The 25,723-nt window shown below is 43.8% G+C and carries 23 protein-coding genes, 1 tRNA gene and 1 other annotated feature; of the genes, 8 read left to right on the top strand and 16 right to left on the bottom strand.

The window, feature by feature from the left end; translation table 11 throughout:
* Nucleotides 1-45 precede the first annotated feature (45 nt).
* Complete coding sequence (locus FJU10_RS09820) at nucleotides 46-2,187, top strand: helix-turn-helix transcriptional regulator (protein ID WP_140965798.1); 2,142 nt, start codon at nucleotides 46-48, stop codon at nucleotides 2,185-2,187.
* Nucleotides 2,188-2,336: 149 nt separating this feature from the next.
* Here the strand turns inward: FJU10_RS09820 and FJU10_RS09815 are convergent, their stop codons facing one another.
* Genes FJU10_RS09815 through FJU10_RS09795 form a run of 5 tightly spaced genes read right to left on the bottom strand, consistent with a single transcriptional unit; the run spans nucleotide 2,337 to nucleotide 6,687 of the window.
* The gene (locus tag FJU10_RS09815; RefSeq protein ID WP_140965797.1) at nucleotides 2,337-3,074 is read right to left on the bottom strand and encodes an SIS domain-containing protein; all 738 of its coding nucleotides are present in this window, start codon (nucleotides 3,072-3,074) and stop codon (nucleotides 2,337-2,339) included.
* Nucleotides 3,075-4,325, bottom strand: coding sequence for a PTS ascorbate transporter subunit IIC (locus FJU10_RS09810; protein WP_140965796.1), 1,251 nt, complete (start codon nucleotides 4,323-4,325; stop codon nucleotides 3,075-3,077).
* 2 nt (nucleotides 4,326-4,327) lie between these two features.
* A complete protein-coding gene (locus FJU10_RS09805) occupies nucleotides 4,328-4,609 on the bottom strand; it encodes a PTS sugar transporter subunit IIB (RefSeq protein WP_005225413.1) in 282 nt (93 codons plus the stop codon).
* A gap of 12 nt (nucleotides 4,610-4,621) precedes the next feature.
* On the bottom strand, nucleotides 4,622-5,050 hold the full coding sequence (locus FJU10_RS09800; protein ID WP_081117417.1) for a PTS sugar transporter subunit IIA: 429 nt from the start codon (nucleotides 5,048-5,050) through the stop codon (nucleotides 4,622-4,624).
* Nucleotides 5,047-6,687, bottom strand: coding sequence for a BglG family transcription antiterminator (locus FJU10_RS09795; protein WP_140965795.1), 1,641 nt, complete (start codon nucleotides 6,685-6,687; stop codon nucleotides 5,047-5,049). The genes FJU10_RS09800 and FJU10_RS09795 overlap by 4 nt, the downstream gene beginning before the upstream one ends.
* Before the next feature lie 201 nt (nucleotides 6,688-6,888).
* On the opposite strand from FJU10_RS09795, the gene FJU10_RS09790 reads away from it, so the two are divergent.
* Nucleotides 6,889-7,779 (top strand): neutral zinc metallopeptidase, encoded by an 891-nt coding sequence (locus tag FJU10_RS09790; protein ID WP_086291965.1) that lies wholly within the window; start codon nucleotides 6,889-6,891, stop codon nucleotides 7,777-7,779.
* A gap of 284 nt (nucleotides 7,780-8,063) precedes the next feature.
* Here the strand turns inward: FJU10_RS09790 and FJU10_RS09785 are convergent, their stop codons facing one another.
* From FJU10_RS09785 to FJU10_RS09760, 6 genes are all read right to left on the bottom strand, one after another.
* Nucleotides 8,064-8,879 (bottom strand): ABC transporter permease subunit, encoded by an 816-nt coding sequence (locus FJU10_RS09785; protein ID WP_140965794.1) that lies wholly within the window; start codon nucleotides 8,877-8,879, stop codon nucleotides 8,064-8,066.
* Nucleotides 8,876-9,760, bottom strand: coding sequence for an ABC transporter ATP-binding protein (locus FJU10_RS09780; protein WP_140965793.1), 885 nt, complete (start codon nucleotides 9,758-9,760; stop codon nucleotides 8,876-8,878). The genes FJU10_RS09785 and FJU10_RS09780 overlap by 4 nt, the downstream gene beginning before the upstream one ends.
* A gap of 442 nt (nucleotides 9,761-10,202) precedes the next feature.
* Complete coding sequence (locus tag FJU10_RS09775; RefSeq protein ID WP_096741499.1) at nucleotides 10,203-11,033, bottom strand: energy-coupling factor transporter transmembrane component T family protein; 831 nt, start codon at nucleotides 11,031-11,033, stop codon at nucleotides 10,203-10,205.
* On the bottom strand, nucleotides 11,023-12,732 hold the full coding sequence (locus tag FJU10_RS09770; RefSeq protein WP_140965792.1) for an ABC transporter ATP-binding protein: 1,710 nt from the start codon (nucleotides 12,730-12,732) through the stop codon (nucleotides 11,023-11,025). The genes FJU10_RS09775 and FJU10_RS09770 overlap by 11 nt, the downstream gene beginning before the upstream one ends.
* 26 nt (nucleotides 12,733-12,758) lie before the next feature.
* Nucleotides 12,759-13,313, bottom strand: a complete 555-nt coding sequence (locus tag FJU10_RS09765; RefSeq protein ID WP_005225401.1) for an ECF-type riboflavin transporter substrate-binding protein — start codon at nucleotides 13,311-13,313, stop codon at nucleotides 12,759-12,761.
* Nucleotides 13,310-14,158 (bottom strand): S-adenosyl-l-methionine hydroxide adenosyltransferase family protein, encoded by an 849-nt coding sequence (locus FJU10_RS09760; protein ID WP_140965791.1) that lies wholly within the window; start codon nucleotides 14,156-14,158, stop codon nucleotides 13,310-13,312. The genes FJU10_RS09765 and FJU10_RS09760 overlap by 4 nt, the downstream gene beginning before the upstream one ends.
* 92 nt (nucleotides 14,159-14,250) lie before the next feature.
* Nucleotides 14,251-14,490 (bottom strand) — a binding site (T-box leader).
* Between the two features lie 452 nt (nucleotides 14,491-14,942).
* Here FJU10_RS09760 and FJU10_RS09755 point away from each other — a divergent pair.
* Nucleotides 14,943-15,024 (top strand) — tRNA-Leu (locus FJU10_RS09755).
* Nucleotides 15,025-15,117: 93 nt separating this feature from the next.
* Here the strand turns inward: FJU10_RS09755 and FJU10_RS09750 are convergent.
* Nucleotides 15,118-16,770, bottom strand: coding sequence for a peptide ABC transporter substrate-binding protein (locus tag FJU10_RS09750; protein ID WP_140965790.1), 1,653 nt, complete (start codon nucleotides 16,768-16,770; stop codon nucleotides 15,118-15,120).
* Between the two features lie 562 nt (nucleotides 16,771-17,332).
* On the opposite strand from FJU10_RS09750, the gene FJU10_RS09745 reads away from it, so the two are divergent.
* The gene (locus FJU10_RS09745) at nucleotides 17,333-17,785 is read left to right on the top strand and encodes a DIP1984 family protein (RefSeq protein ID WP_077452841.1); all 453 of its coding nucleotides are present in this window, start codon (nucleotides 17,333-17,335) and stop codon (nucleotides 17,783-17,785) included.
* A gap of 237 nt (nucleotides 17,786-18,022) precedes the next feature.
* Here the strand turns inward: FJU10_RS09745 and FJU10_RS09740 are convergent, their stop codons facing one another.
* From FJU10_RS09740 to FJU10_RS09725, 4 genes are all read right to left on the bottom strand, one after another.
* On the bottom strand, nucleotides 18,023-18,739 hold the full coding sequence (locus FJU10_RS09740) for an NADPH-dependent F420 reductase (RefSeq protein ID WP_140965789.1): 717 nt from the start codon (nucleotides 18,737-18,739) through the stop codon (nucleotides 18,023-18,025).
* Entirely contained in the window at nucleotides 18,732-19,793 is a 1,062-nt protein-coding gene (locus FJU10_RS09735) for an LLM class flavin-dependent oxidoreductase (RefSeq protein ID WP_140965788.1), read from the bottom strand. Before FJU10_RS09735 ends, FJU10_RS09740 begins: the two co-directional genes overlap by 8 nt.
* 152 nt (nucleotides 19,794-19,945) lie before the next feature.
* Nucleotides 19,946-20,308 carry a TIGR02328 family protein gene (locus FJU10_RS09730; RefSeq protein WP_016610641.1) on the bottom strand — a complete coding sequence of 121 codons (363 nt, stop codon included), beginning with the start codon at nucleotides 20,306-20,308 and terminating at the stop codon, nucleotides 19,946-19,948.
* 14 nt (nucleotides 20,309-20,322) lie between these two features.
* Nucleotides 20,323-21,291: an NADP-dependent oxidoreductase gene (locus FJU10_RS09725; RefSeq protein WP_140965787.1), complete on the bottom strand. Its 969-nt coding sequence runs from the start codon at nucleotides 21,289-21,291 to the stop codon at nucleotides 20,323-20,325.
* A 267-nt stretch (nucleotides 21,292-21,558) separates the two neighbouring features.
* Here FJU10_RS09725 and FJU10_RS09720 point away from each other — a divergent pair, with 267 nt between their 5' ends.
* From FJU10_RS09720 to FJU10_RS09705, 4 genes are all read left to right on the top strand, one after another.
* Complete coding sequence (locus FJU10_RS09720) at nucleotides 21,559-22,638, top strand: ABC transporter substrate-binding protein (RefSeq protein WP_140965786.1); 1,080 nt, start codon at nucleotides 21,559-21,561, stop codon at nucleotides 22,636-22,638.
* Nucleotides 22,639-24,243: an amidohydrolase gene (locus tag FJU10_RS09715; RefSeq protein ID WP_140965785.1), complete on the top strand. Its 1,605-nt coding sequence runs from the start codon at nucleotides 22,639-22,641 to the stop codon at nucleotides 24,241-24,243.
* 463 nt (nucleotides 24,244-24,706) lie between these two features.
* A complete protein-coding gene (locus FJU10_RS19055) occupies nucleotides 24,707-24,853 on the top strand; it encodes a hypothetical protein (RefSeq protein ID WP_005234527.1) in 147 nt (48 codons plus the stop codon).
* A 217-nt stretch (nucleotides 24,854-25,070) separates the two neighbouring features.
* Nucleotides 25,071-25,655 (top strand): SOS response-associated peptidase, encoded by a 585-nt coding sequence (locus tag FJU10_RS09705; protein ID WP_140965784.1) that lies wholly within the window; start codon nucleotides 25,071-25,073, stop codon nucleotides 25,653-25,655.
* Nucleotides 25,656-25,723: the final 68 nt, after the last annotated feature.

Below are 25,723 nucleotides of genomic sequence, written 5' to 3'. Positions count from 1 at the left end.
CTCTATAATCAATGTAAACGTTACCAAAAAAAGAAAGGAGCACTTATGAAATCAAAAACCTATCGTAAAATATTCTTAACCTTTTTAACGTTAATCATTGCATATACTATTTTTATTATGGTGATCGTCATCAATAATGAAGTCAATCAGCGGAAAACTGAACAAACTACCCAAAGTATTATGACGCTAGAAAACAGTGCTTTTCGCATTGATCAGCAACTTCGATTTGCCCTCAATTCAATGAAATCTTTAGCAACAAAAGAAAGTATTATACTGTTTTCCCAAAGTACTGAATCTGATTATACGCTGTTTTCAGCGATGTATGATGAAATTCGTGAAAACTATTTGTTAATGAATCAGTTTGAATACTCTATTGGAATCTTGAATCCAGAGAATCATATCATCGTCAGTTCTGACGGCTATTTTGTTTACAATGATTTCTTTTCCTTTTTGAATATAGAAACAAAAGCCGGTCTTCTTTCCGAAATGCTCGCAGATGCCAGCTTCAGTTCTTCCATCTTCGAAACCCTGGATCAGCGGCTGATTTTGCTTCATAAAGAGCAAGTGGAGAATCAGACCCTTTATTTCTTTGCCTATTGGAAAAAAAATGAACTACTGTCTCCAATGAATCAAGGCCTACAAGTTATCGACCAACAATATTTTTCTAGTGAGACCAATTCACCGATACTTACTGATTTTACACAAAATACCATTCAACAAGAGACGAAATCAGATACTATCGTTTTCATAAAAAATTCAGAGGTACTCCCTTTTGCCAATTATCAATTGACACCCGCGATTCAAAGCAGTTTTCCTTTCTCTACGATTTCTTCCTTTCTCCTTCCGTTAATGGTTTTGATCGTACTAGGTGCTTTGATCGTCGTTTTCTTGAGTAAGCGGATGTACAAACCTTATTTAGAAATCTTGGATGAAATCAAAAAGAGTAATGGGGATATCTTAACAGTTGATGATATCAACTTAGCGTTGCATCAAATGATCGAGTCGTCTAGTTCGATCAACCAGCTCCAGTCCCCCGTCTCAGATGAAGTTAAGGAACTTTTCTTAAAAAATCTGCTATACGGAAAATATACCTACAGTATGAGCAAGAGTTTACTACCTACTTTTCATCTTGAAGGCATAGAAAAAGGCGGGAGTTTTGCTTTTCTGACCTTCTCAGGTGAGATGGTGGAAGAAGCCGGTTTTAATGAAACAGAAATCATTCATGTACGCAAACAGTTGATCAAGAAAAACATTCATATCGAGGGTTATGATATCATCAGTTTTTCTGAGAAACACCTTGTCATTCTTTTTTACGATCAGGAATATTCACACATCATGAAAGAGATCGATCAATTGAAGCTAACGATAGAAGACAGTTTGAACTTGAGAATGACTTATCTGCTTTCCAAACCATTTCATTCTCTCGATCATTTTATTGAAGTTTTTCACGAAACCTGTCAGTGGTCAGATGAATGCAATGGCGAAGATCAGTTCCATCAAATACCAGTTCCAACATCAAACGCTTTTCATAAAATCAATTATACCGTTGATGAAGAACAGTTACTGATCCAATATTTCAAAGTAGGTGATTTTGTCCATGCTAGAGAATTATTGCAACAAATCGTGGAGATCAATATTTCCAGCAACCGTTCTCTAGGCTTCCTTCAGGAATTTTCAGCCGCTCTGACCTTAACAATAAAACGTATCGCTGTGATCAAAGAGATTTCCTACCCTGAATTCTACGAACAAAATAAGAAACAATTTCTTTACTTAAAAAAAGGTTTTTCAGATCCCGATGTGAAAAAAACAATTTTTACCCTTTTTGACACACTGATCACTCAGATCGAAACCACGGAAAATAATAATGGATCCAAAACAGATGAAATCATTCAATTTATTAATAGCAATTATTGCAGCGACCTCAGTTTAACAGATATTGCCCAGCAGTTTCATCTAAGTGAAGCCTATTTAAGCCGGTTGATTAAAGAACGACTGTCCATGTCCTTCAAACCATACGTCAATCAACTACGTGTCGAAAAAGCCAAACGTCTGATGAGCGAACAAGAAAGTTCAATCAATGAAATTGCTAGTAAAGTCGGCTTTAAAAATACCAATTCCTTTATTCGGGTATTCAAACAATTTGAAGGGTCGACACCTGGTACTTATCGTACCAATAAAATTCATTAAGCTTTAAAATTCTAATACAAAAAAAACGATCTGAACGAGATTTGATCCCTACATTTACGAATTGTTTCCCTCAAGAAAATTCGTTCTATTAGTAGTTTTCAAATTTTTCGTTCTGATCGTTCTAATAAAAAGATAAGTTACTTATACAGTCACAGCTGATAATGGATCGCCTCTTGGTACTTTTCAAACAGGGACTGGTTCAATTCATCCCCGCCGTCTAGGTTTGCTGAGTAAAAAATCGGCGGATAGGCGACACCGGCTTCTTTTAGTTTTTGGCAAACTTCAACGATGATCGCATTTAAGATCGTTGCGCCGACTACGGTGGATGTAGGTCCGACTTTTTGTTCCACGTCAGGGATCGTACACGCAGCATCGCCAATCTCCCCATGATTGTCGATGACGATATCCGCCGTTTCAAATAATCGCAAGCCTGATGTATGACGGCTGCTGACTGTTTTCGAATAGGTAAGGTTCGTTAATGCGATGATCTTGACCCCTTTTTCTTTGGCATGAAGCGCCATATCGATGATAACTGGGTTTCGCCCAGACACCGAATGCAAGATCAGCACATCGCCTGCTGTAAAGGGCTGGGTCGCCGCCAAGGCCCTACCGTAGCCTTCTAAGCGCTCCATTTTACTAGTGAAGGTGATTGGGCTGCGATCAAGCATCAGTTCTCTTCCAAAGATCGCGTTGATGGTCATCATGCCCCCTGCTCGATAATACATCTCTTCGGCTAAGATCCCAGCGTGACTTGCGCCAAAAATGTAGATGGCTTTTTTGGTCAAGTTGGCTTGCGTCAGTAATTCAATGGCTTGCTCAATCGCTGGTGCTTCTTTTTCTTCTACAATAGACAATAGTTCTTTTGCTTTTTCAAAGTATTGAAACATTTAAAACCCTCCAAACAGCTTGCCGATCAATTCACCAAGGATGCCCCATAGAGATAAATCGTTCCCACCGAAAATCAAGATCCAGTTTTGAATCGTCGTTGAGAATAACGCTGCAGAGATCCCAACGAGTGCTACCATAACGACAGAAGCTGTGATCGTGCCAATAATGGCACCTCGCAAGCCCCCTTGTCCTTCACCAATCACCGCAGCACCGCCACATTCAAAGAAGCTGGTGATGACTAAAGGAACGATCAAAATGCCAAAGACGTTGGTCGTATTGGCAATGACCACTAAAATCGTTGAGGTGATCATCGCCACGATAAAGCCGATGATTACAGCATTTGGACGGTAGTTGAACAAGATTGGCACATCAAAAGCTGGTTTTGCTCCTGGAACGACTTTTTCTGCGATCCCTTGAAAGGCTGGAATGATTTGGTTGATCAATAGACGTACCCCATACAACATGATCAATAGTCCTGCACCGAAGTTCAAGCCAGCATCAACCGCAAACATCACCAAGTTGCCCCCTTCAGGAACTAATACGGGCGCAATCAGACCGATAACGATATTCATCAAAAACATCACTAATGCGCCAGTAATCGATATTTCACGGAAAAACGAGAGATTTTGAGGCACTTTCAAATCTTCCGTCGATTTTTCTTTGTTTCCGACCCGTTTTGCAACAAATCCTGAAACCAATGACAAGATCCCCGTTGGATGACCGATCAAAAATGAATCATCCCCAGTGGCATCCCAAACATATTTCCGCATGATCCATGGCATGAATGACCAGTAACAAGCCGATAGAACCGCCCCTAAGATCAACAGTGGGATTCCGGTAAGTCCGCCTTCAACGCCCCCAGCGACGATGACGAATGGGAACCACCACAACATGTGGCCGGTGAGGAAAATCGTCTTCACAGGTGTAAAGCGAGCAATCAATAAATGAATGACAAGTCCGAAAAACATCGCTAAACCAACTGTTCCGCCGTATTCTGCCGTAAAGGTGATGTCAGAGAGTCCATCTGACACAGCAACGCCTAATTGGGTTTGAACCGCAGCATTGATCGGTGCGATCGTTCCCACCAACATATTTACCCCAGCCGTCAATGCCACCATCCCGAAGGAAGCTGTTAAGGTTCCTTTGACGACTTCTGCAAAAGGTTTTCTTTGTACCAATAACCCAATCATGGCAATGATCCCCAGTAGGACTGGCGGATTTTTTAAAATATAATCCGTAACAAAATTCATGCTTATCCCTCTCTTTCAGCTAAAAATTTTTCCATTTGCTGTTTGACTTCTTCTTTATCCATATACTTTTTGATTGGATAAACGGGTGCTTTAACGGATGCTTTTAACTCATTCAATAATTCATTACTCGTAAAATAAACATCTGCTGGTGTCGCTTTTGCTGTTGATAAATCAGTATTCTCGGCAGTTGCCGTCAACCCTAACTCTTTGATCACCTTATCGATCGTCATCTTCAATACCATTGAGCTTCCTACACCAAAACCACATACTGCTAAAATTTTCATATCCTTTTCCTCCTATTGGAATAATTGACAAATTTGTTCCCGATCGCCGTTTAATATCACGTTGTATTTTTCTTCATCCATAAAGATCGCCATGATCTCTTTCAAGCTTTCTAGATGGCTTTCACTATCTGCGGCGGCTAAGACAAGAAATATCCGCACCGGTTTCCCCTCAAGATCGATGGGCTGTTTTGTTACTAAAAGGCTCATACTTTGCTCCAAAACCCCTTCTCCAGGACGGGCATGCATCAGCGCAAAGTAATCCGCCAACACCATGTAAGGACCATTTTCTTCCACGCTTTGAATCATCGCTTCGATGTATTCTGACGTGATCAGCGCTTCATCGAGCAAGGGCTGACTGGCTAATTTTACGGCTGAGCGCCAATCTGCCACTGTCTCATCCGTTTGTATATGCTTTTCAGGCAAATAATCCTTCACTTTCATTCTGATTTAACCTCCAACATTTTTGATAGGAACCATTCTTTGTTTTCGATTCCTTGCATGATCAATTTCATCATTGGTTCCACCTTTTGCGTCTCATCCTCTCGGATCATCAATAAAATAATGATGTCGGCTTTTTGGTTGCCCCATTCTACTGGCTGATCCAAAAGCAAAATCGAGATCGCTGTTTTTTCGACATAATTCGGATTGCCATGAGGGATGGCAAAGCCATTATCTAAATAGGTTGATTGTAGCTGCTCTCTTTCAATGACGGATTGCCGAAACTGCGCTTTTCGTTTTTCATCACTAAAAGGGATTTGTTCGATCAAAAAATTGATGGCTTCTGTTTTGCTGGCAAATCGCTCGAAAAAGACGGTTGGCTGGATCATCGATTGGGCTTGAAGAAGTAAACCATTTTGATCGACCACCGCCTCATTATCGATGACTAAATCGATGTAGTGATTCATGATCCGCTTCATGTCGCGATTGGTCACCATAGGCGAGATCCGCACCACAGGTTTTTGAATCCCTACGAGATCGATGGTTGAAATAATAAAATCGATCGCCGAAATGTCCATCTGCTTTAATTTTTCTACTGAAACGGTTTCGATACTGTCGATCTCTGGCAGAATGCGACGAATTTTCGCAGAGACAAATGAGCTAGTGCCGACGCCATTGGGACAGACAAAAATGATTTTGTTCATGCGGCGCATTCGCTCGATTGCTGCTTGAAAATGGATCGTGACAAATCCAATCTCATCATCAGAGATCCCCACTTGATACGCTTTCAAGAAATCATGAAGCGAGAACCAGACCACGCCATACAAAGCAGGATAGTTTTGTTTGATTTCTTCTAACAAAGGGTTGATGACTGTGGTTTGCGCTTCGATCCGCAGCAGTAGTTGATACAGATGGATCGTCACATCTTCTTCCAATCGATTGTCTTGGGTCAAGTCGGTGCCTAAGCCTTCGCTGATTTTTTGAATCAAGTTGCGCACTTTTCCCCGAAAGACGAAAGGAACTTTTTCACTTTTCATAAAAAATTTCAAGCCGCTACCGACGATCAGGTAGGTTAGATATTGCACTTCTTTTGGTGAAAATTGATAAATGTGCTGTTCTTCGATTTCTTTCAGTAGCTCATAGACTAACGGATATTTGTCGAACTCCAAAAACAGCTTCCCCACTTGGCGATTTTCTTCAATCACTAAGTTTTCCGCATGACTCGCCCGTTCGATCAGCAGCACGATGGAAAGGACAATACTTTGGATATAGCTGTCGGGCATTTCCACTTGTTTTTCCATTAACGCTCGACGAAAGGCCTGATTTACTTCCTGGTATTTCGCAGGTTCCACCAACAAGGAAAACGCCGCTGGTTGATCCAGCATCATTAAGCAAAAGCGTTTGAGCACCCGATGGATCTGGGATTCACTTGCTTCAAAAAATGTACCTGAATTATCAAATCTCAGACGTAAGCTTTCTTTTTGAAACAGCTCTTTTAAATAAGAAATATCTTTGGCAATACTGCTGCGGGAAACGAAATAATCCTCTGCTAACTGCTGATAGCTGAGGTGCTCGCCAGCAATCAACCGCTTAAAAATCAAAATCCTTCGTTCCGATGTCCCCGAATAATTCATTTTCATACGCTCACCCTCTACATCTATTTTATTGCTACTGTACCAAATTAGAAGGCTAATTGTTAGATTAAAGAATGATTAAAAGGAGTGTACACTTTGATTTTTAAGGCTCCTGAAGGCATTTTATAACAATTTCAAGGCGCTTTTTTTCACAATCTGCCGCCTTTCTCTTATAATTAAGCTAGGATTTATATAGGAGGAGATAACATGAAATGGCGTGGGGGTAGACAAAGCAGAAATGTCGATGATCGAACGGGGCGATCATCTGGCTCAGGTGGGATGTTGGCTGCTGGTGGCGGGATCGGTACGGTGATCATCGCTGTTTTATTTTTCCTGTTTAGCGGTGGTGATTTAAGTTCGCTGCCGGATGTCTTGGGTGGCAGCGGTCAAGCAGCCAATTACCAGACAGAAAATGTGGGCACTAGTGAGTACACGGAGGAAAAAGAATTTTCCGCAGTCGTGTTCGGCTATTTAGAAGATTATTGGCAAGACGTTTTTCAAGAGCGGCAAGAAACCTATCAAGACCCGACACTCGTATTATTTACGGGAAGTGTGCAGTCGGCATGCGGCTATGCCACGTCACAGGTTGGTCCGTTTTATTGCCCAGCAGATGAGAATGTGTACCTTGATCTGAGCTTTGCCAATGAGCTTTCCGATAAATATGGAGCAAGCGGCGACTTCGCAATGGCCTATGTCATCGCCCATGAAGTCGGTCATCATGTGCAAAATGAGCTGGGGATCACCCAACAATTGGACAAAATCCGCCAGCAAGTTTCAGAGAAGGAATACAATCAGTACAGCGTTCGTTTGGAACTGCAAGCTGACTACTTAGCTGGTACTTTTGCGAAATATTTGCAAGGTGAAACCTATCAAGGACAACCGATCTTAGAAGCTGGCGACATTCAAGAAGCGATCACGGCTGCCAATGCCATCGGGGATGATACGCTGCAAAAAGAATACCAAGGCTATGTCGTTCCAGATAGTTTTACGCACGGCACATCGCAGCAACGCGTGGACTGGTTTAACCGTGGCTATCGTTATGGTGACTTAGCACATGGCGACACCTTCAATGTCGATAGCCTTGATTTGAGCAAGTAGCTTCAACTAAAAAAACACTCCGAAGCAGCAGGCGTTTCATGCTGCTTCGGAGTGTTTTTAGGTTCTAGGTGTCCCTTCAAGGCTTTTGGTGAAGGGACACTTTAGGCTTTCTTAACTTTCGCAACGATTTTTTCGCAAAAACGTGCCTGCTTCGTCATACTTTTTTCACATTTCGAGACTATTATATAAGCATACCAACAAACAACCCTAACACTTTTTCATTTTTACTCCTTTGCCTGTCAGTCCCCGCTGACAGGCTCTTTTTTGTCTTTTGATTGTTGTGCTCAGACCTGCAAGTCTTTGCGCTCGTAACGGTAAAAGGTGCCAAAGAAACACAATACACCGATCAGCAGTACCCATAGGACTGATGTTGCGCCGTTATCCATGAGTTGGACGGGTAGTGCCATCCGCACAGGTGAAAGTCCTGCCAGCCATTCCAATTTATCGTAGAGTTCCCCCACGATGCCGAGCAAATACAGACCGAACACGCAGCCTAAGCCGACGCTGGCTGTTTGTTTGCTGGAACGCAAGATCGTGGATAAAAAGAAACCTAGACAGAGGAAAAAAACTAAGACACCGTACTCGGCAACGAAGATTTTGCTAATTTCTTCTATAAAAGCGGACAGGTCATCTCCTGGTAGTTTGAATAGAGCAAACGAGGCCAGACTACTGCCATAGGCAATCAGCCAAAAGCCAGTCAGCAGCAACAATCGGGCGAGGAACTTCCACCCAACGATTTCTCTGCGGCTAATAGGCTGAGCATATAAATACTCGATCGTTCCTTCTGATTCTTCAGTGATCAGACTGTTCAAGCCTAAAAGCATCCCATAAATACATGCGGCGATAAATAAGTATTGAAAGTAGTACCCGAAAAAGCCTGTCGGTGAAACCAAGCTTGAGGGTCCTGTCAGTTGGATGTTAAAGATGCCTAGTAATTCTGGGCTGAAAGAGCCCAAAATCTGGTCTAAGGACGTTTTCATTTCTGGCGTGATCATTTGAGGATAGATAGCCGTAAATGCAAAAATGATTGCTGCAAAAAGGATCGTCCAGACCAGCCAGCCTTTGAAGGTATTTTTAAGGTCGATTTTCATTAAAGTCATTTTTGAGAACCTCCTTCATAGAGCAGCATAAATTGCTGTTCAAGGGTTGGGTGTTCGATCGTGAACTCTTTAATGGTAGGATTGGTTAAAAAATGTGCCAGCTGATTCATGTCCCCTTGATAGAAAAAACGCAAGGTGTGTGATTCCTGAGCAAGAACTTGTACGTTTTCCAAGCCGGCTAATGAGAGGCTCCCCTCATTCGTGAGCGTTACAACTTTGCCGAAATTTTCTTCCTCACTCAGTTCTTTCACGGTGATGATCTGTCCTTCACGAATAAAGGCGGTCCGATGGGCATAGGTCTGAATTTCATGCAAATCATGGCTAGATAGAAAAATCGTCATCCCCTGTTTGTTTCTTCTAAGGAGCTCTTCAAACAGCCTTTTTTGAATCAAGGGATCTAAGCCATTGGTCGGTTCATCTAAAATCAACATTCTCGGTTGTGCAATCAAGGCGCTCGCAAGCCCGACTTTTTTCTTGTTCCCTAAAGAAAGCTCTGCGATCGATTTGTTTGGATCAATTTGAAAAAGCTCCATCAACTCCTGAATCTCTTTTTTTGGCTGTTTGACTTGATGAAAATCCGCTGTAAATGCCAGTAGTTCTGCTGTCGTCATTTTTGAATAAAACCGTACATCACTGGAAACATACCCAGTAAACGTTTTGATCTCTTTGGCTGCTTGTTGGCAATCTCGTCCAAAAATCGCCGCCTGTCCTGCATCTGGTTTGATAAAATTCAACAATACTTTGATGGTCGTTGATTTTCCCGCACCATTTGGTCCGATAAAGCCAAAAATTTCTCCTTCTGCCACTTGCAATGATACGTTCTCGATGGCGTACTTCTTGTTGTATTGTTTGCTTAGTCCGTTGATCGTAATGGCATCCATCCTGTCCCCTCCTTGTACTGCTTTGATGCCATCAGTGTAGCCTTATTTCGTGTTTCCGTCAATCAAAGATCTAAAAGGATTCCGCTGGAATTTTTTACGAAAATCATCAACAGATTGACACACTTCTATTGCTTTCTCTTCCTATTTTTTTCACATTTTCCCGCTATTATTAATACATACCAACAAACAACCCTAACACTTTTTCATTTTTACTCCTATCCCGCCAGTCCCCGCTGGCGGGCTCCTTTTTTTATCGGCAAAAAAACGCAGACCTAGCAGCAACTGACTTTAGCAAATGTAGCACTCGCTAAAGTCAATTGACTGTCTATCCTGCGTTTTTTGGCTCGATCATTTCTGGGACGGATGAATCCATTCTTATTCATCCGTCCCACTTTCATTATTGACAATGAGTCCGTTTTTTAAGTTTCCATGGGGTGATTTGTTAACAAAACGGATTGTAGAAGCGTCCGCCATTAAGGACCATCAAGGACAATCCGAGCGCCACGATCAAGCAAACAACAGCAATCGCCAAGAGATCTTTGCCTTGGATCGGCTTAGCTTTCAGCCAGGTACGCTGCTTGTGCTTACCAAACCTTCTTAGCTCCATGGCAGCAGAAATGTGGTCGATCCGTTCCAAGCTGGAAAAAATCAAAGGAATCGCGATCGCGACATTGCCTGCCACGCGTTTGCGCAAAGGTGCTTTTTTAGAAAGCTCCACGCCCCGTGCTTGCTGCGCTTTGGCAATGGTCCGAAAATCCTCTTGAATATCAGGGATGTAACGCAAAGCCAGTGCGACTGCATAGGCGATTTTGTAGGAGATCCCGATGCGGTTGATACTGGACGCCAACTCGCTTGGATTGGTGGTAAACAGGAAAATCAACCCTGGCGGAATCGTGACAAAATATTTGATCAACAGATTCAACTCATAAAACACTTGCTCTTGGGTCAATGTATACCGACCGATCCCTTCAAAAATCACGTGGCGCGTACCGTAGATCTCCACCCCATATTCTGGTGCGAAAAGATAGACCGCCACCAAATTCAAAAGCGAAAAGAAGATGATAAATTTCAATACAAAAGCGATATCTCGGTAGCGAATTCCAGCACTGGCAAATAGAAAGACCGAAAACAATGCCAGTCCAATGAGAAAACGCGTATCATAAGAGATCATCCCGATGACGGATAGCAGCAAAAAACAAATCAGTTTTGCGGCACCGCTTAGTTGGTGGATCCACGTTTTGCGGTCAAGATAGCCGATTAGATTACTCTCCATCGTGTCCCTCCTTCTCGCTGGCAATAAAAGCGGCAGTAAAAGCGGCGGGATCTGTCAGCTGGTTAAGGGTCGCCAGTGTGTACAAGCTGGTTTCTTTGAGGTTCGCGGCACTCACCACTTGTTTGTCTGCTAAAACAACTTCTGGCGGTGCGTCCAGCAAAATCGTTCCTTGCGTCAAAACGATCGTCCGCTGTGTATACTCCAACATCAGGTGCATATCGTGGGTGATCATAACGATCGTTAATCCCCGCTGGTTCAACTCCTGTAAGAATTGCATCATTTCGGTGTAATGGCGATAGTCTTGTCCTGCTGTTGGCTCATCCAATAAAATGAGTTCAGGATCTAAGACGAGGATCGCTGCAATGGCGGCTCGGCGTTTTTGCCCATGACTTAGTGCCGACAATGGCCATGAGCGAAACGGATAAAGACCACAAATTTTCAAGGTCTGATGAACTTTTTCTGTGATTTCAGCCTCTGGGACATTTCGGTTGCGCAAGCCTAAGGCAACTTCGTCAAACAGGAAGTTTTTTGACAGCATTTGATTGCTGTTTTGCAGAACATACCCGATTTTTTGCGCTCGTTCTTTGATGGAATCATTGCCCATGTCTGTTCCTTGCCAAAGCAACTTGCCAGAAGTCGGTGTCAAAAAGCCGGTAATCAAATGGGACAAGGTCGATTTTCCTGCGCCATTATGCCCGACCAAACTAATCATTTCTCCTTGATGGATGGTAAAATCCAGTGCCTGCAAAATGGGTTTACCGACTTGGTAAGAAAACGATAGATTCTTCGCTTCCAACAACGGCGGCTGGTGGCTAGGAAGTGCCGTTTTCGGAAATTTTTCTTGAAACTGAGTCAGTTTTTCGGCAATCTCAGATGATGCAAATGCTTCTACCGCGACCAAATCAGCAGCATCGGTCACGGGAACGCCCGCTTTTTTTAAGGCGGCTAAATACAGTGGTTCACGAATGCCGACTTGCTGCAGCATATCCGTTTTTAATAGTTCATTCGGTGTACTGTCGGCAAGGATGCGGCCTTCTTCCATCACGATGATGCGATCGACAGCGGCGGCTAACACTTCTTCTAAGCGGTGTTCGATGATGATGGTGGTAAAACGCTTCTCTTGATACAGCTGGTCGATCATTTTGATGGCTTCCACACCTGTTTGAGGATCCAAGTTGGCTAGGGGCTCATCAAACAGTAGAATCGGTGTTTCATCGATCAAAACACCTGCCATTGAAACACGCTGCTTTTGGCCACCCGATAATTCCTGCGGTTTTTTCGCCAAATGATCCATTAAGTCGGTCTTTTCAGCCCAAACCCGCAGCGCCTCCTGCATCACAGCTTGACTACGCTGATCGTTTTCCAATGAAAACACGATATCTTCTGCTACGGTCAAGCCTACAAATTGGCTATCGGTGTCTTGCAGCACCGTGCCGACGGTCAAAGACAGCTCATAGATGGAAGCTTGTCCAAAATCATTAGTACCGATCGTCAATGCTCCAGTACTACTGCCTTTGTCGTTTTGCGGGATCAAACCGTTCAAACATTTTCCTAATGTACTTTTGCCAGAACCGCTGGCACCGACGATCAGGACTTTTTCTCCTTCATAAATCGTTAGATCGATGTTTTTCAAGGTCGGTTCCGCTTGTGCATCATATTGGAAAGAAAAATTCGTAAATTGAATGATTTTTTGTTTCATTTTTTAGCCTTCACACATTTCTTTGGTTAGGATTCCTTGCTCAAGCTGCCTTTTTTGGTTTTGGTTTGGGCATAGGCTTTTAGCAGGATCACTCCGATTATCCCAGTTACGACTGCATTGGTCAATCCCGCAATGACTCCTTGCGTAAAGACTTTGTTCGCTGGTTCGCCATAGATCAAAATATCTCCGATCGGGGCAATGATCACCCAGACGACCAAATTTGCGATCGTTTCACCGATCAAGAAGGTCCGAATTTCTTTAGCCCCAAAGGTTCCTTGCTGGATTGGAATCCAACGAGTCAAAAGTCCAAAGAACACCCCTAAGATCCCAGAGGCGGCGATCCAAGACCACCATGGACCATAAGTCGTCAAATCTCCTAGGGCATGGCCGATAAAGCCCGCTAAACCAGCAACGATTGGACCGTAGACAACGCCTAATAGCGCCAAGAAAGGATAGGCTGTGGCGATATCCGTATTTGGAAAACCAGTCGGGATCGTGACGAAACGTTTTAAGACGAAAAAGACGGCAGCACCGATACCGATTGCAACAATGTGTTTTACTGTAAATTTTGATTGATTCATTTTTCATTTCTCCTTTTTTTGAGGGTAATTTTCCAATTCGTGCCAGTTCCGATTTTATAGGTTTCAGCAAATGAAGCCAAGTTGAGCCCTAAACCAATATTCAATAGGGAATTGACATATAAGACAGGTTCATTTTCCGACACTTGCGCAAAGGAGCGTCCGAAACGCACTTCTTCTTGATAACGCAGTGTATCTTGGTAGTAGATACTGACGAGCAGCGGCTCATTGTATTGGACCTGCCATTGCTTAAAGAACGTATGGGGAATATTCGTCCACAACGAACCAAAGCGGATATCGAGAATATCGATCGTACCAGTAATCGTTTCTGCTGTTTGGCTTGGCTTTTCAATGGCAAAGACTTGGATCGCTTCTTTAGGTTCGGGTGTTCCTAGCTCATCAAAGCTGATGGCGCCACTGGCGAGACGCGCGGCGTTATACATATAAACATCCCGACCATGAAACGTATGGCTTTCGGCTGATCCGGCCAACCGCTCAGTTGCCTCATTGATCACCCGTAGTTCAGCGATTCCGATATAAGTCGCTAAATAGGTTAGGGTGCCATTATCTGGCGTCAAAACCGACTGTCCGGTCGCCAACTTGGCAACCACGCTTCGTCGATCAGACCCTACGCCGGGATCGACCACTGAAACAAAGACCGTTCCCGCTGGCCAATAGGTGACGCTTTGCAGCAGACGATAGCTGGCATCATGAATGTTGTATGGCTCGATCTCATGAGTCAAATCAGCAATGACCAGCTCCGGTGCCACTTGATAAGCTACCCCGTACATCGCATTGACCGCTCCATCTTGCAAACCAAAATCGGTTTGAACCACTAATTTGTGCATTTTTCTCTCCTCCCAACAACCTTTCTCCTTTTTAACAAAACCTGCGCTTGAAACAGCTGACCGTGCAGACACAAAAAAAGCCCTTAGCGAAAGCTAAGGGCATCACCTGCGGTACCACCTTAATCTGCAAAACCTTCACAGGCTTCACCTCATTCAGTACCCGAAAACACTCGGAGACTGTCGCTTGTTAACGGGGCAACCGTATTTTCCTAATTAGTCAGAAAATCCGCTCCAAAGTCATTTTCAAATCATTCGTTGTCGTTCCTTCTCACCTACCGGAACTCTCTGCTAGACAACTACCTTGATTCTACTTTCTTTTTCATCGCGTTTGCATTTTGTTTCATTTAAATTATCAAAGCTTGTGCCTTTTGTCAATTCTCTTTTAAGAAAAAATTCAAACAGAAGGCATAATTTGTCAAAAGATTCACGCAATTCCTGAATTTCGCTCGAAAATTCTTCACATTTTCCCGCTATTATAAATGCATACCAACAAACAACCCTAACACTTTTTCATTTTTACTCCTTCCCGCCAGTCCCCGCTGGCGGGCTCCTTTTTGTCTTCTGACTGTTTTAGATGGTTTCACTTTTTCTTGGCGATTTCTTCTCAGAATTCTGTTTGATTCGTCAATTTTTTTTCACATTTACACGCTATTATAAATACATACCAACAAACAACCCTAACACTTTTTCATTTTTACTCCTATCCCGCCAGTCCCCGCTGGCGGGCTCCTTTTTGTGAGATTGGACTTGCATTTCTTCCTAGAAAGGATTATCTTTATCTTATGCGGAAGTGGCGGAATGGCAGACGCGCACGCTTCAGGCGCGTGTGAGTTTATCTCGTGTGGGTTCAACTCCCATCTTCCGCATTTAGCAGTTCAGCTTTCTGAACTGCTTTTTTTGTTGCAAAACGCGCATGTTCATCGAATAAACATGCGCGTTTCATTCAACTATTTTTCCCCTTATTCACTCACATAGGCGGTGCGGAAAAAGAAATGCGCGCCATAAGCTGGGAATTGGATGTCTTTTACCTTTGATTTGATTAGATAATTTGAAGCACTTTGGTATAGAGGGACTTGCGCAGCATCTTGTTCCAACAAAATTTCTTCTGCCGCTTTGTAATCTTCAAAATATTGATCGGGGTCATTGGCATGAACGGTGCGCGCATCTTCCGTCAACGCCGTATATTCTTCATTGACATAGCCACCGTAGTTAAAGGAAGCGCCGGTTTTGTATAAGATAAAGAACATATCCATGTCACTGCTTCCAGCGATCCAACCAGAAACGGAAAGCTCATAATCACTATTTGCTCTTGATTGATTCAAGCTGGCACGTGGCTGTTTGTTGATGGAGATCGACAAGCCTGGCAAGTTTTCTTGCAGTTGGCTTTGCAAGTACTCCCCGATTTTTTGACCATTGTCATCATCTGTCACTAATAAACGCAGCGTCGTACTTTCGCCAATTTCGGCTTGGGCTTTTTCCCACTCTTCCTTGGCAGCCTCTAAATCATACAGGTTATAATCACCGCTATATGCTCGAAAATCTTCGCCAGTATTTGGATTCGCAGCTAAGCCGGTAGGGATCAATCCATTTAAAACTTTCGCGCCATCGTTCAACACATTATCCACGAGACTTTCTTTGTCGATCGCCAATGCGATCGCTTTACGCACATGAACATTTGCTAAGGCATCGTTGGCGGTTTTGTTAAAGTCTAAGAAAAAGTTCGCCACATCATTTTGCGTAACTAGCTCTTCATTGTCTCCATATTGTTGAACATAGATCCCACTGATTTTTTGCAAATCAAGATCGCCGCTTTCAAACAATTGGATCCCCGTATTTTCTTCTTTGATGGTGGAGCCTTTGATTTCCTCCAATTGAACGACATCAGCATCGTAGTATTGGTCGTTTTTCACTAGCGTCCACTCATCTCCCGTCTGTTGCCAATCGGTTAAAGTAAAGGGACCAGAATACAACAAATCTTCACTTGTACGGGCATAGGTATCGCCTTTTTCTTCAACAAAGGCTTGATTTTGCGGTGCCAACCAGCCGATGGAAATCAAGGATAAAAACGAAGGCTGCGGCTGCTCCAACTGCACGATAAAGGTCGCATCATCTGGGGTTTCCAGACCAATCGTTTCTACGTCTGCATTGCCTTCACGAATGTCTTTACTATTGACTACATTATCCAACAAATAGGCGTTTGGTCCCATCGTTGCTGGAACGACTAACTTTTTCCACGCATAAGCAAAGTCAGCTGAAGTGATCGCTTCGCCATTGCTCCACTTCGCATCCTCTCGCAAGGTAAAGGTATAGGTTTTGCCATCTTCACTGATTTCGACTCCTTCTGCCAAGCCTGGAACTGGTTCGCTGTTTTCATCGAAACGGTAAAGCCCTTCGAATAAATGTTGGACGATGGTAAACGTTGCTTTATCCGTCGTTTGGGTCGTATCGAGAGTCGTCAGCTCAGCTGGTAGACTCACCGCGATCGCTTGATTCGGCGCTCCGTTAGTTTCAGCCTCTGATCCCTCAGTATTTCCTGTTGTCGTGCAGCCAGAAAGGGTCAACCCAATCACTCCTGCTGCAACCAATAAACGCTTCTTCCAGATCATTTTCATTCTTCCTCCTATGTGATTGCGCAACCAACGCAAGTGTTTTTCATGACAGCCAAAAACGCATTCAACGATAAAAAGAAAAAACCTCATCCCTTTGCTTATCAACTTTGACAAACAAAGGGACGAGATTTTCGTGTTACCACCCTTTTTCGCACCACTCTCACAAATGGCACCTCAACAGTACGCTAAGATACTTGGCACGGTAACGGCTGCTTTCCGTCTGATTTGCGTGAACAAATCAGATCACTCAGAGCTCATCTTCACTTTTTTTCTGCTGCCCTTTCTCACCATCCGGGTTCTCTTCTAACAGATTCCAAAGCTACTCTTCTCTTCATCGTCTTTCTTTTTATCTAAAAAAATGGTAAATGACGTTTTTTTGTCTATTTCATGATTGTTATAAAGTATACTATTGGTGTTTTTGGAAGTCAACAAGAATTGCGAATATTCAGTTTTTTATGATTTTTCTATCAGAGCTTGTTTTGCGTCTTGCTTGCCTTTCGTCACGTTCTTCTCTAGGATAAGAACTAGATAAGCCTTCTCATTTGTAAAAAGGAGTGTGCCGAAAATGAAATTAGCAGAAGCGTTACTTTTAAGACGAGATTTGAACAATCGTCTGTTTCAATTGCGCAACGAGATCTCTAGTAGTGTGTTAGTCCAAGAAGGCGATACCTTGGATCGCAGTATCACAGAATTGTTCAAGGAATACGATGAGATCAATCAACAGTATTCAGAATTAGTCGTAGCCATCAATCGGAAAAATGCGACTGCCTCTGTAGCAGATAGTGCGTTATTACTGATGGAAGCACTAGAACGGCGAGAACAGCTGCGCCGCAAGCATGCACTGCTAACGCAAGCACTGGATGAAACCAAAGCAGCTCCCCGAATGGGTCGCAACGAAATTCGACTGGTGCGTACGATCGATACAAAAACGCTAACGGAGCAATTGAATGCGACCGCCAAGCAGCTGCGAGAATTAGATGGAAAGATCCAACAAACCAACTGGCTGGTCGATCTTTAATCAATATGGGTGGGTGTCAAAGGCGAGCACAAAGCAGGTACAGGCTGATATGTACACTATGGAACGTCTGGCAGAGACGTAAACGTAACAACCACTGCTTACGAATCACAATCGTAACAATCACATTGTATTTTTTAGCGACCACGTGCTGATTTGACTGGATGGGAAAAACCCTCTTCTTTTTTTGAGAAGAGGGTTGTTTTTTATCGTATCCAGTCGTACATTGAGACGGCTCTTTTACTGAGGAACCTGCTGCTCATTATTCACAGTGGCAAAACGCGTCAGGAACGTTTGCCCTTTCTCACTGCTCCAAAACTCCTTCATCAATGCCGTCAATCCCTCTTTGGTTTGATTGGCACCAAAGAAAGGGCTGCCGGGTTCTAACATGATGCCATTAGCTAAAGCACCGATAGGAAAGGGATCAAAGCCGAAAGCGGCAACGATTTCGGCTGTCTGATCAAGGGCGGTTTGGTCATCACCAGCAATGGCGATGGCTTTTTTGGCAGTTCCTTGAGCAGCCGTTCTCGTCAGCAAGGATTCCTCTTGGATGTCGTGGTACCCCATATGATTGAATCCTTTGACTACTTTACTTTGGGAAAAATAGCGTTGCACACGTTCCGAAGAAGTCTGCTCGATGGATGAGTATTCTGTCTCTTTGCCATCGACTTCCCACCAATAATTCATGGCATCGATCACTAGCTTGCCAGCCAATGCTTCTGCTGGCAGCTGTTGGTACTTACTCAATGGGATTGCCAAAATGATCGTTTGGGCTTCTGTCATCACTTCAGCGGCATTTTTTGCGATCGCTCCCGGAGCCAACACAGAAACGGACAAGGCGATTTTTTCTGCTGGCTTCGTACTGGCGATCAAGACCCGATAGCCCGCCTGGGCACCAAGATTTGCGAGCGCTAAGCCTAACTTGCCTGCACCTAAAATACCGATGGTTTTAGGCATTGCCATCACCTGCTGCCAACAATTCTTTCACCCGTGGAATCACTTTGGTTCCATACAATTCAATCGTTTTGAAACGGTCTTTTTGCAGCTGGCCGCCAGTACCGTAAACCAGATCAAAGCGTTCTACACCGACTTGCGGCATCATACGGGCAATTTTTTGCGCCACGGTTTCTGGACTGCCTACATAGTAAGACCCATGTTCGACTTCAAAGTCAAAGCGTTCTTTGCTCATGGCTGGCCAGCCGCGATCAAGACCGATTTTGTCCATGCTCTTTTTGATGTAGTTCCAGCCGATTTCATAGGCTTCTTCATCGGTGTCGGCGATCACACCATGGGAGTGCATGCCGATTGGCAAAATCGGTTGCCCCAGTTGCTGTGCTGCCTTTTTATACAGATCAACATAGGGCGCAAAACGAGTGGGTTCGCCACCGATGATCGCTAACATAACAGGAAACCCATAACGGACGGCACGAATGATCGATTCAGGAGTTCCACCGACACCCACATAGGTATCTAATTGATGCCCCACGATTTTTGGGAAAACGTCGGCATTTTTTAAGGATTGCGTAAACTTGCCTTCCCAAGTTAATGGTTTGCCTTTTCTCAATTCACTGAACATTGCTGTTTTTTCTTCAAATAGTTCTTCATAATCTTGCAAGTCATAGCCAAATAGAGGGAATGATTCAGTAAAAGATCCTCGTCCCAGCATGATTTGTGCGCGACCGTTCGACAACGCATCAACGGTCGCGAACCGTTCGTAGACCCGCACGGGATCATCCGAACTCAAGACAGTTACACCGGTACCTAATTTGATGGTTTTGGTAACCATTGCTAAAGCCGCTAGTACCGTATCAGGACTTGAGATCGAATATTCTTCCCGATGGTGCTCCCCTAAGGCAATGACATCGATGCCGACTTCATCGGCTAATTTTCCTTCTGCCACGATATTGCGCAACGATTCGCTATAACTGATCCGTTCTTTCGTTGTATCATCAAAGGCTAGATCGCCAAACGTATCTAACCCAAATTCAAGATTTCTGTGATTGATGGTCATTTTCTTTTCCTCATTTCTCATTACTGATTCTCTGTTCTCACTATAACAAGGAACAAAAAAAGTTGCGAACAATATGCTTACTTTTTGTAAGTTGCCGATTTTAAAGCAAAAAAACACTTTCCCGAACAAAAATTCAGGAAAGTGTTTGGTCTTTAAAGATAGATCCCTTTACTATGGAGATTCACTAAGCATTCTTCCAAGTATGCTTCATCATGTTCTGGATAGATCGGCGTAGTCAAAGGAACGGCTTGAACGGAGGGTTCCAGCGGCAGATTTTTGCCACGATACGCTGGATCGTACCATTCAGGTGCTGGCCGATAGCCTCGACGGGTCATTTCATCCAGCACTAACTGATGGTATTGAAACAATTTATAGGGTGGATGAGTAAAAACGTAATCGACCGTTGCGTGCTTCTTGCCCCAGCCTAACCCTCGTAAGGCTGCTGCTTCACGATGCTGGCCTAACAGCTGCTGCCGGGGCAAAGCAGGGATCAGTGCTTCATGCCATAAGCGCATCGGTTCAGCCTCCTTTATTCTGCGTCTTGGCTGATGAAATTGTCTTGATTTTCAATAACGATCTTACCTACTGCATGGTGTGTCTCACTCAATGCGTGGGCATCGTAAATTCCTTGTGCTGTCAATGGGAAGGTTGCACCGATGATACTGGTGACTTTTTCTGCTTCGATCAGCTCTGTCAATTCTGCCAATTGTTTGCCGTTTGTTCGTAACCAAACTGCTTTGGCGAAGATGTCTTTTTCTTTTGCCAAGTCTTCGTCTTCAATACTCAAAATCGAGATCAGACGGCCCTTAGGTTTTAAGACAGTGAAACTTTTCTTCTGGGTGTCGCCCCCCATCGTATCAAAGACCAAATCAATGTCTTGCAAGACTTCTTCAAAATCTGTCGTGTGGTAATCGATGATCTCATCGGCACCAAGTTTTTGTAATAACTCATGGTTACGAGGACTAGCCGTCGTGATGACGTAAGCGCCAGCTGCTTTTGCTAGTTGGACCGCATAGGTGCCAACTCCGCCTGCTCCGGCATGGATCAAGACTTTTTCCCCTGCTTTTAAAAGACCGTGTTCAAACAACGCTTGGTAAGCAGTCAAACCAGCTAGTGGCACTGCAGCTGCTTCAGCGTAGTTTTGGTTTTCTGGTTTAATCGCTGCTAACTCAGCATCCACGATGGCATAATCAGCATACGTCCCAAAACGAGTCGTTTCAGGGCGGGCATAGATTGCATCACCAACTTTAAATTCTGTCACGTCAGCGCCTATTTCTACGATATCCCCTGCGACATCCCAACCTAAAATAATTGGGAAGTCCCATGGAAACATTTGTTTCAAATAGCCTTCTCTTAATTTCCAATCGATTGGGTTGATGGATGTTGCGGCAACTTTGACTAATAATTGATTTGCTTTTAATTCTGGTAATTGGACCGTTGCTTCTTTTAATTGGTCTTTTCCACCATAGGCTTCAATAACGACAGCACGTGTTTCCATTGATGCTTCACTCCTTACATTCATTCTTCATCAAAGAGAGGTTCCTGTTTTTCCATCCCTTGATTTCTCACTTCCCTAGCTTAGGCAAAAGGAAGATATTTGACAAATGATATGTTTGGAAACTGCCACAGCCACCTGGCCGTTCCTCCTGCTAAGCCTTGAAAGAAACGGGTTTATTTTTTCTTCATTTTTTTATTGCCTTTTCTTTAAAAATCAATTACGCTACTCAAGAAATACGAAATTGTAGAGAAAGAAGGAATTGATGAATTGAAAAGGTTGTGGGTATTTTTTGGCGGTGTGATCGGCATCACCGCATTGCTGTTTTTCGGTGCTTCGGTGTTAACGAAAGAATCGGGGGCAGCAACGTCGTCCGACAAAAATACAGTGATTATTTACAATTGGGGCGAATATATTGACCCCGAATTGATCAAAACATTCGAGACTGAGACTGGTTACTCAGTGATTTATAATACATTTGACTCCAACGAAGCGATGGAAACGAAAATCAAGCAAGGCGGCTCGCGCTATGATTTGGTTTTCCCTAGCGAATCGATCATTCCGAAAATGATCGAAGAAGGACTGTTAGTGCCTTTAGACCATCAGAAATTGACGGGAACGGAAGATCTGTCGCCTTTTTTGATGGATCAAGCCTTTGATTCTGACAATACCTACTCGATCCCCTATTTTTGGGGCACGATCGGAATCATGGCAAATACTGAAGAAGTCGATGTTTCTTCGATCCGTGGCTGGAGTGATTTATGGGACCCTGCATTTAAAAATGATGTATTGATGGTGGATGGTGCTCGCGAAACCTTAGGAATCGCGTTACAGACGCTCGGTCTTTCCCAAAACGAAAAAGACCCGACCAAGGTCGCCAAAGCCTTGAAGAAACTGGAAAGTATCCGTCCCAATGTCAAAGCAGTTTTGACCGACGAGATCAAAACCTTGATGATCAACAACGATGCCCCTTTAGGAATCGGGTATTCGGGCGATGCCGCTTATGTGATGGCGGAAAATCCTGCCGTCACCTATATCGTTCCCAATGACGGCGGTGCGATTTGGACAGACAATTTTGCGATCCCGAAAACCGTTGGCAATCTTGAGGGAGCTTACGCCTTCATTAACTTTATGCTCCGCCCAGAAAATGCCGCACAAAATGCCGAATACGTGGGCTATGCCACGCCGAGTGAAACGGCAAAAGCTATGCTGCCAGTAGAACTGACTGCTGACAAAGCTTTCTACCCTGAGCCAAGTGCGATGGAACAAATGGAACATTATGAATACTTAGGAAAAGAAGCGGTTGAGCTTTACAACGACCTTTTCCTTGAATGGAAGTTGGGATTATAATTGTCACTATTACTAAAATCTGAACACATCTTTGATACCAAAACGAAAACGACTTTTGCGGGCTTTCTCTTGATAGAAGACCAGAAAATCACGGCTGTAGGTCCTCTTTCAGCGCTGCCAACACTTGCGGAAGACACCCAGGTCATTGATCTCAAAGAACAAATGATCATCCCAGGCTTTATTGATGCTCATGTTCATTTTTATCTTTCCGCATTACTCCATCAAGGGGCATTGACCCATCTTACGGGAATGACAGAAGAAGCCGTTGCCCAGCAAGTGCCCGCCTTGCCCATCACCCATGGATGGAAAATTGGCATCGGCTGGTTCAGCAGTGATTTCGGTCAGCAAGTCTACCCGACGAAAGATTCGATCGACAACTATTGTGCCAACACGCCTGTCATGCTGATTTCCGGTGATGCCCACAGTATTTGGTTGAATAGCCAAGGGATCGCTGCTTTAGGGATCACACCTGAGAACTTACCAGCAGGGATCAGCGGGGAGGCACTACTTGACGAAAACAGCGGACAATTAAGCGGCTGCTTTTTAGAAGCGATCGCCATTCATTATTTAGCAAAGGTCTTACAGTCGTTCCAAGCACAAAGCCCTGCTGCTTTTCTGACCTATATGAAACAGCTCAATCAATACGGCATCACGACGATCGGCGATGTTGCCTTGACAGGAGAAAGCTGGGACGATCTAGTCTATCCCACTCTTTATCGACAGACGGAAGCAGAAGCGACCTTGCGCGCTGTCTTTTATCCAGCTATGCGAGAAGACATCACGCAACTGAAAGAAACTTACCGTACTTATCGCTCCGAAAAAGTACAAATGGGCGGCGTCAAACAATTTTTTGATGGCGTGACGAGTACGCACACCGCTTTTTTAAAAGTGGAATATGAAACACCGTATTTTGCTGGTGATGTCGGGATGCCGTTGATCGATGTTCAACGGATGCGCCGCTTTATTTTACAAGCCAACCAGCAAGACTGGCCGATGCGCATCCATACCATTGGTGATGAAGCGATTCGACAAGCACTCCTCTTTTATCAAGAAAGTGCTGCTGCTCACCCGCTTTCTAAAGGCAAAGCCAATACCTTGGAACACTTGGAAGTGATGGATGCCGCTGATCTGCCACTAGTTCGCCAAGAACAACTGGTACTCTCCGTACAGCCTAGCCATTTATTAGTCGGTTATGAGACCCTCGATGAAGAAGTAGGACCTCAGCGTGCCAGTCAAATGTTTCCTTTTCAGTCCTTTCTAGAGCAAGGTGCAACCTTGGCATTTGGGACTGATACGCCGGTCGTGATCGACGTGACCCCTTTAGACTCGCTGTATTATGCGGTTGCTCGGCAAGAAAAAAATGGCCAGCCAGCAGGCGGATTGATGCCACAGGAAAAAATCACCATCGCCGATGCCCTCTATGCCCACACCGCAGGCGCCGCCAAAGCCTTGAGTCGGCAAGATATCGGTCAATTAGAAGTTGGCTGTTTAGCCGATCTTTGTATTTTGTCACAAAACATCTTGCCTTTAACTGCCGAAGAATTGCTTCAAACGACCGTTGAAGCCACCGTATTTGATGGACGATTTGTTTATCGGGGCAACTGATGAAACACCAGATCTTGTGAAAGTACAAGGTCTGGTGTTTTTCTTTGATCAAAAAATACAGAAATAGGTGCTTAGTTTGGACCACTCTTCCCTTTTCGTACTTGCCCCTATCCCTTACGATGGATTCCCTGCTTGGCAGCTATGCTTTATCATAGGTTTTCTTTCGGCCATTTTGATCCTCGTAGATTGGTCTATTCGATTGGCGTAGCAAAAGAATAATTCAAGCAGTTACCAGTTTCTTTATTTGATGGAAATTCAGAAACATTCCTCTTTTTCCCTGGAGCTTATTCCTTCACATGCGCATTGGTCTATTCCACTCTCCACCCTTACTCCTTCAATCGTTTCTAAAACCTTTGAATAAATTCTTAATAAAATAACTAACAAAAAATAAACTTTTACTATATCTCTTGAATGTAAGCGGTAAATTTGTTATTATTACCAAGGATAAGGAGGTGTTTATCTATTGTATGCGATTAAAATCTTTCATGGTTATCTAACCGCCGAAGGAAAAAGAACACGGGACAAAACAATTGCATTGACCTATACTTGCAGAGAAGATGCTGAACGTTTCGCAAATAAAATCGGCGGGAGAGTTAAAAAAATTGGCTAACCAACTAGAATAAAAAGGCTGTCAACCTCAGTAGGTGACTGCCTTTTTTTGTTATCTGATTTCCAGAAAATCAAGCGATACTCCTGACTTTTTACATATGTTTATGATCCTTTTCTTGTTGAATCGAGAAGTGAAGCAAGTTAGTTGGTTTTGACGCCTTGAGTCTTTATACTGAAACAAAGGCAGCAGCCAATCCAAAAAAAGGAGTGACCCGTCCATGTGCGGCCGATACTTATTTGACCCAACAACTGGAGAATTGTCAGAATATTATCAAGAAGCCGCGGCGAAAGCCCGCAAGCGCCAACAGACTGTCGCTATCAATGATGTTTTCCCCTCCAATCACGTCGTAACCATCGGTGCAAATCAACAACAACAAGTTGTAGCTGGTGTGACAAGATGGGGCTTTACCGGCTTTAAAAAAGGGCATTTGATGATCAATGCGCGTTCTGAGACCGTTGAAGAGAAACCGACTTTTCGCAAACCTTTCCAAGAGCATCGCTGTGTCTTTCCGATGTCTGGTTTCTATGAATGGAATCATGAAAAGGAAAAGTTCCTCTTTTCGCAAGATCACGTGATTTATGCCGCTGGTTTTTATCGCATCCTTCAAAAAGAGGATCAGATCGAAACTGAATCAATCATTCTAACGACTGCCGCGAACGATTCTGTTGAACCAGTCCATGATCGAATGCCTCTGTTCTTAGAAAAAGAAGCGATTGCTTCTTGGATCAATGACTTGGCTTTTGCACGCCAACAACTCAAAGCAGAAATGCCCAAGCTGAAAACCCAAATGCTCTCTTCTTAACTGTTTGCTACCTCTTTTTCAGCAGAACAAAAACCGCCAAGTCAGCTGTGATTTGGCGGTTTTTGCTA

It is taken from the genome of Enterococcus sp. OL5 (genome assembly GCF_006491895.1).
Classification (GTDB): domain Bacteria; phylum Bacillota; class Bacilli; order Lactobacillales; family Enterococcaceae; genus Enterococcus_D; species Enterococcus_D innesii.
Note: the sequence above shows the minus strand (reverse complement) of the source record. Positions and strands in the feature narration are given on the sequence as shown.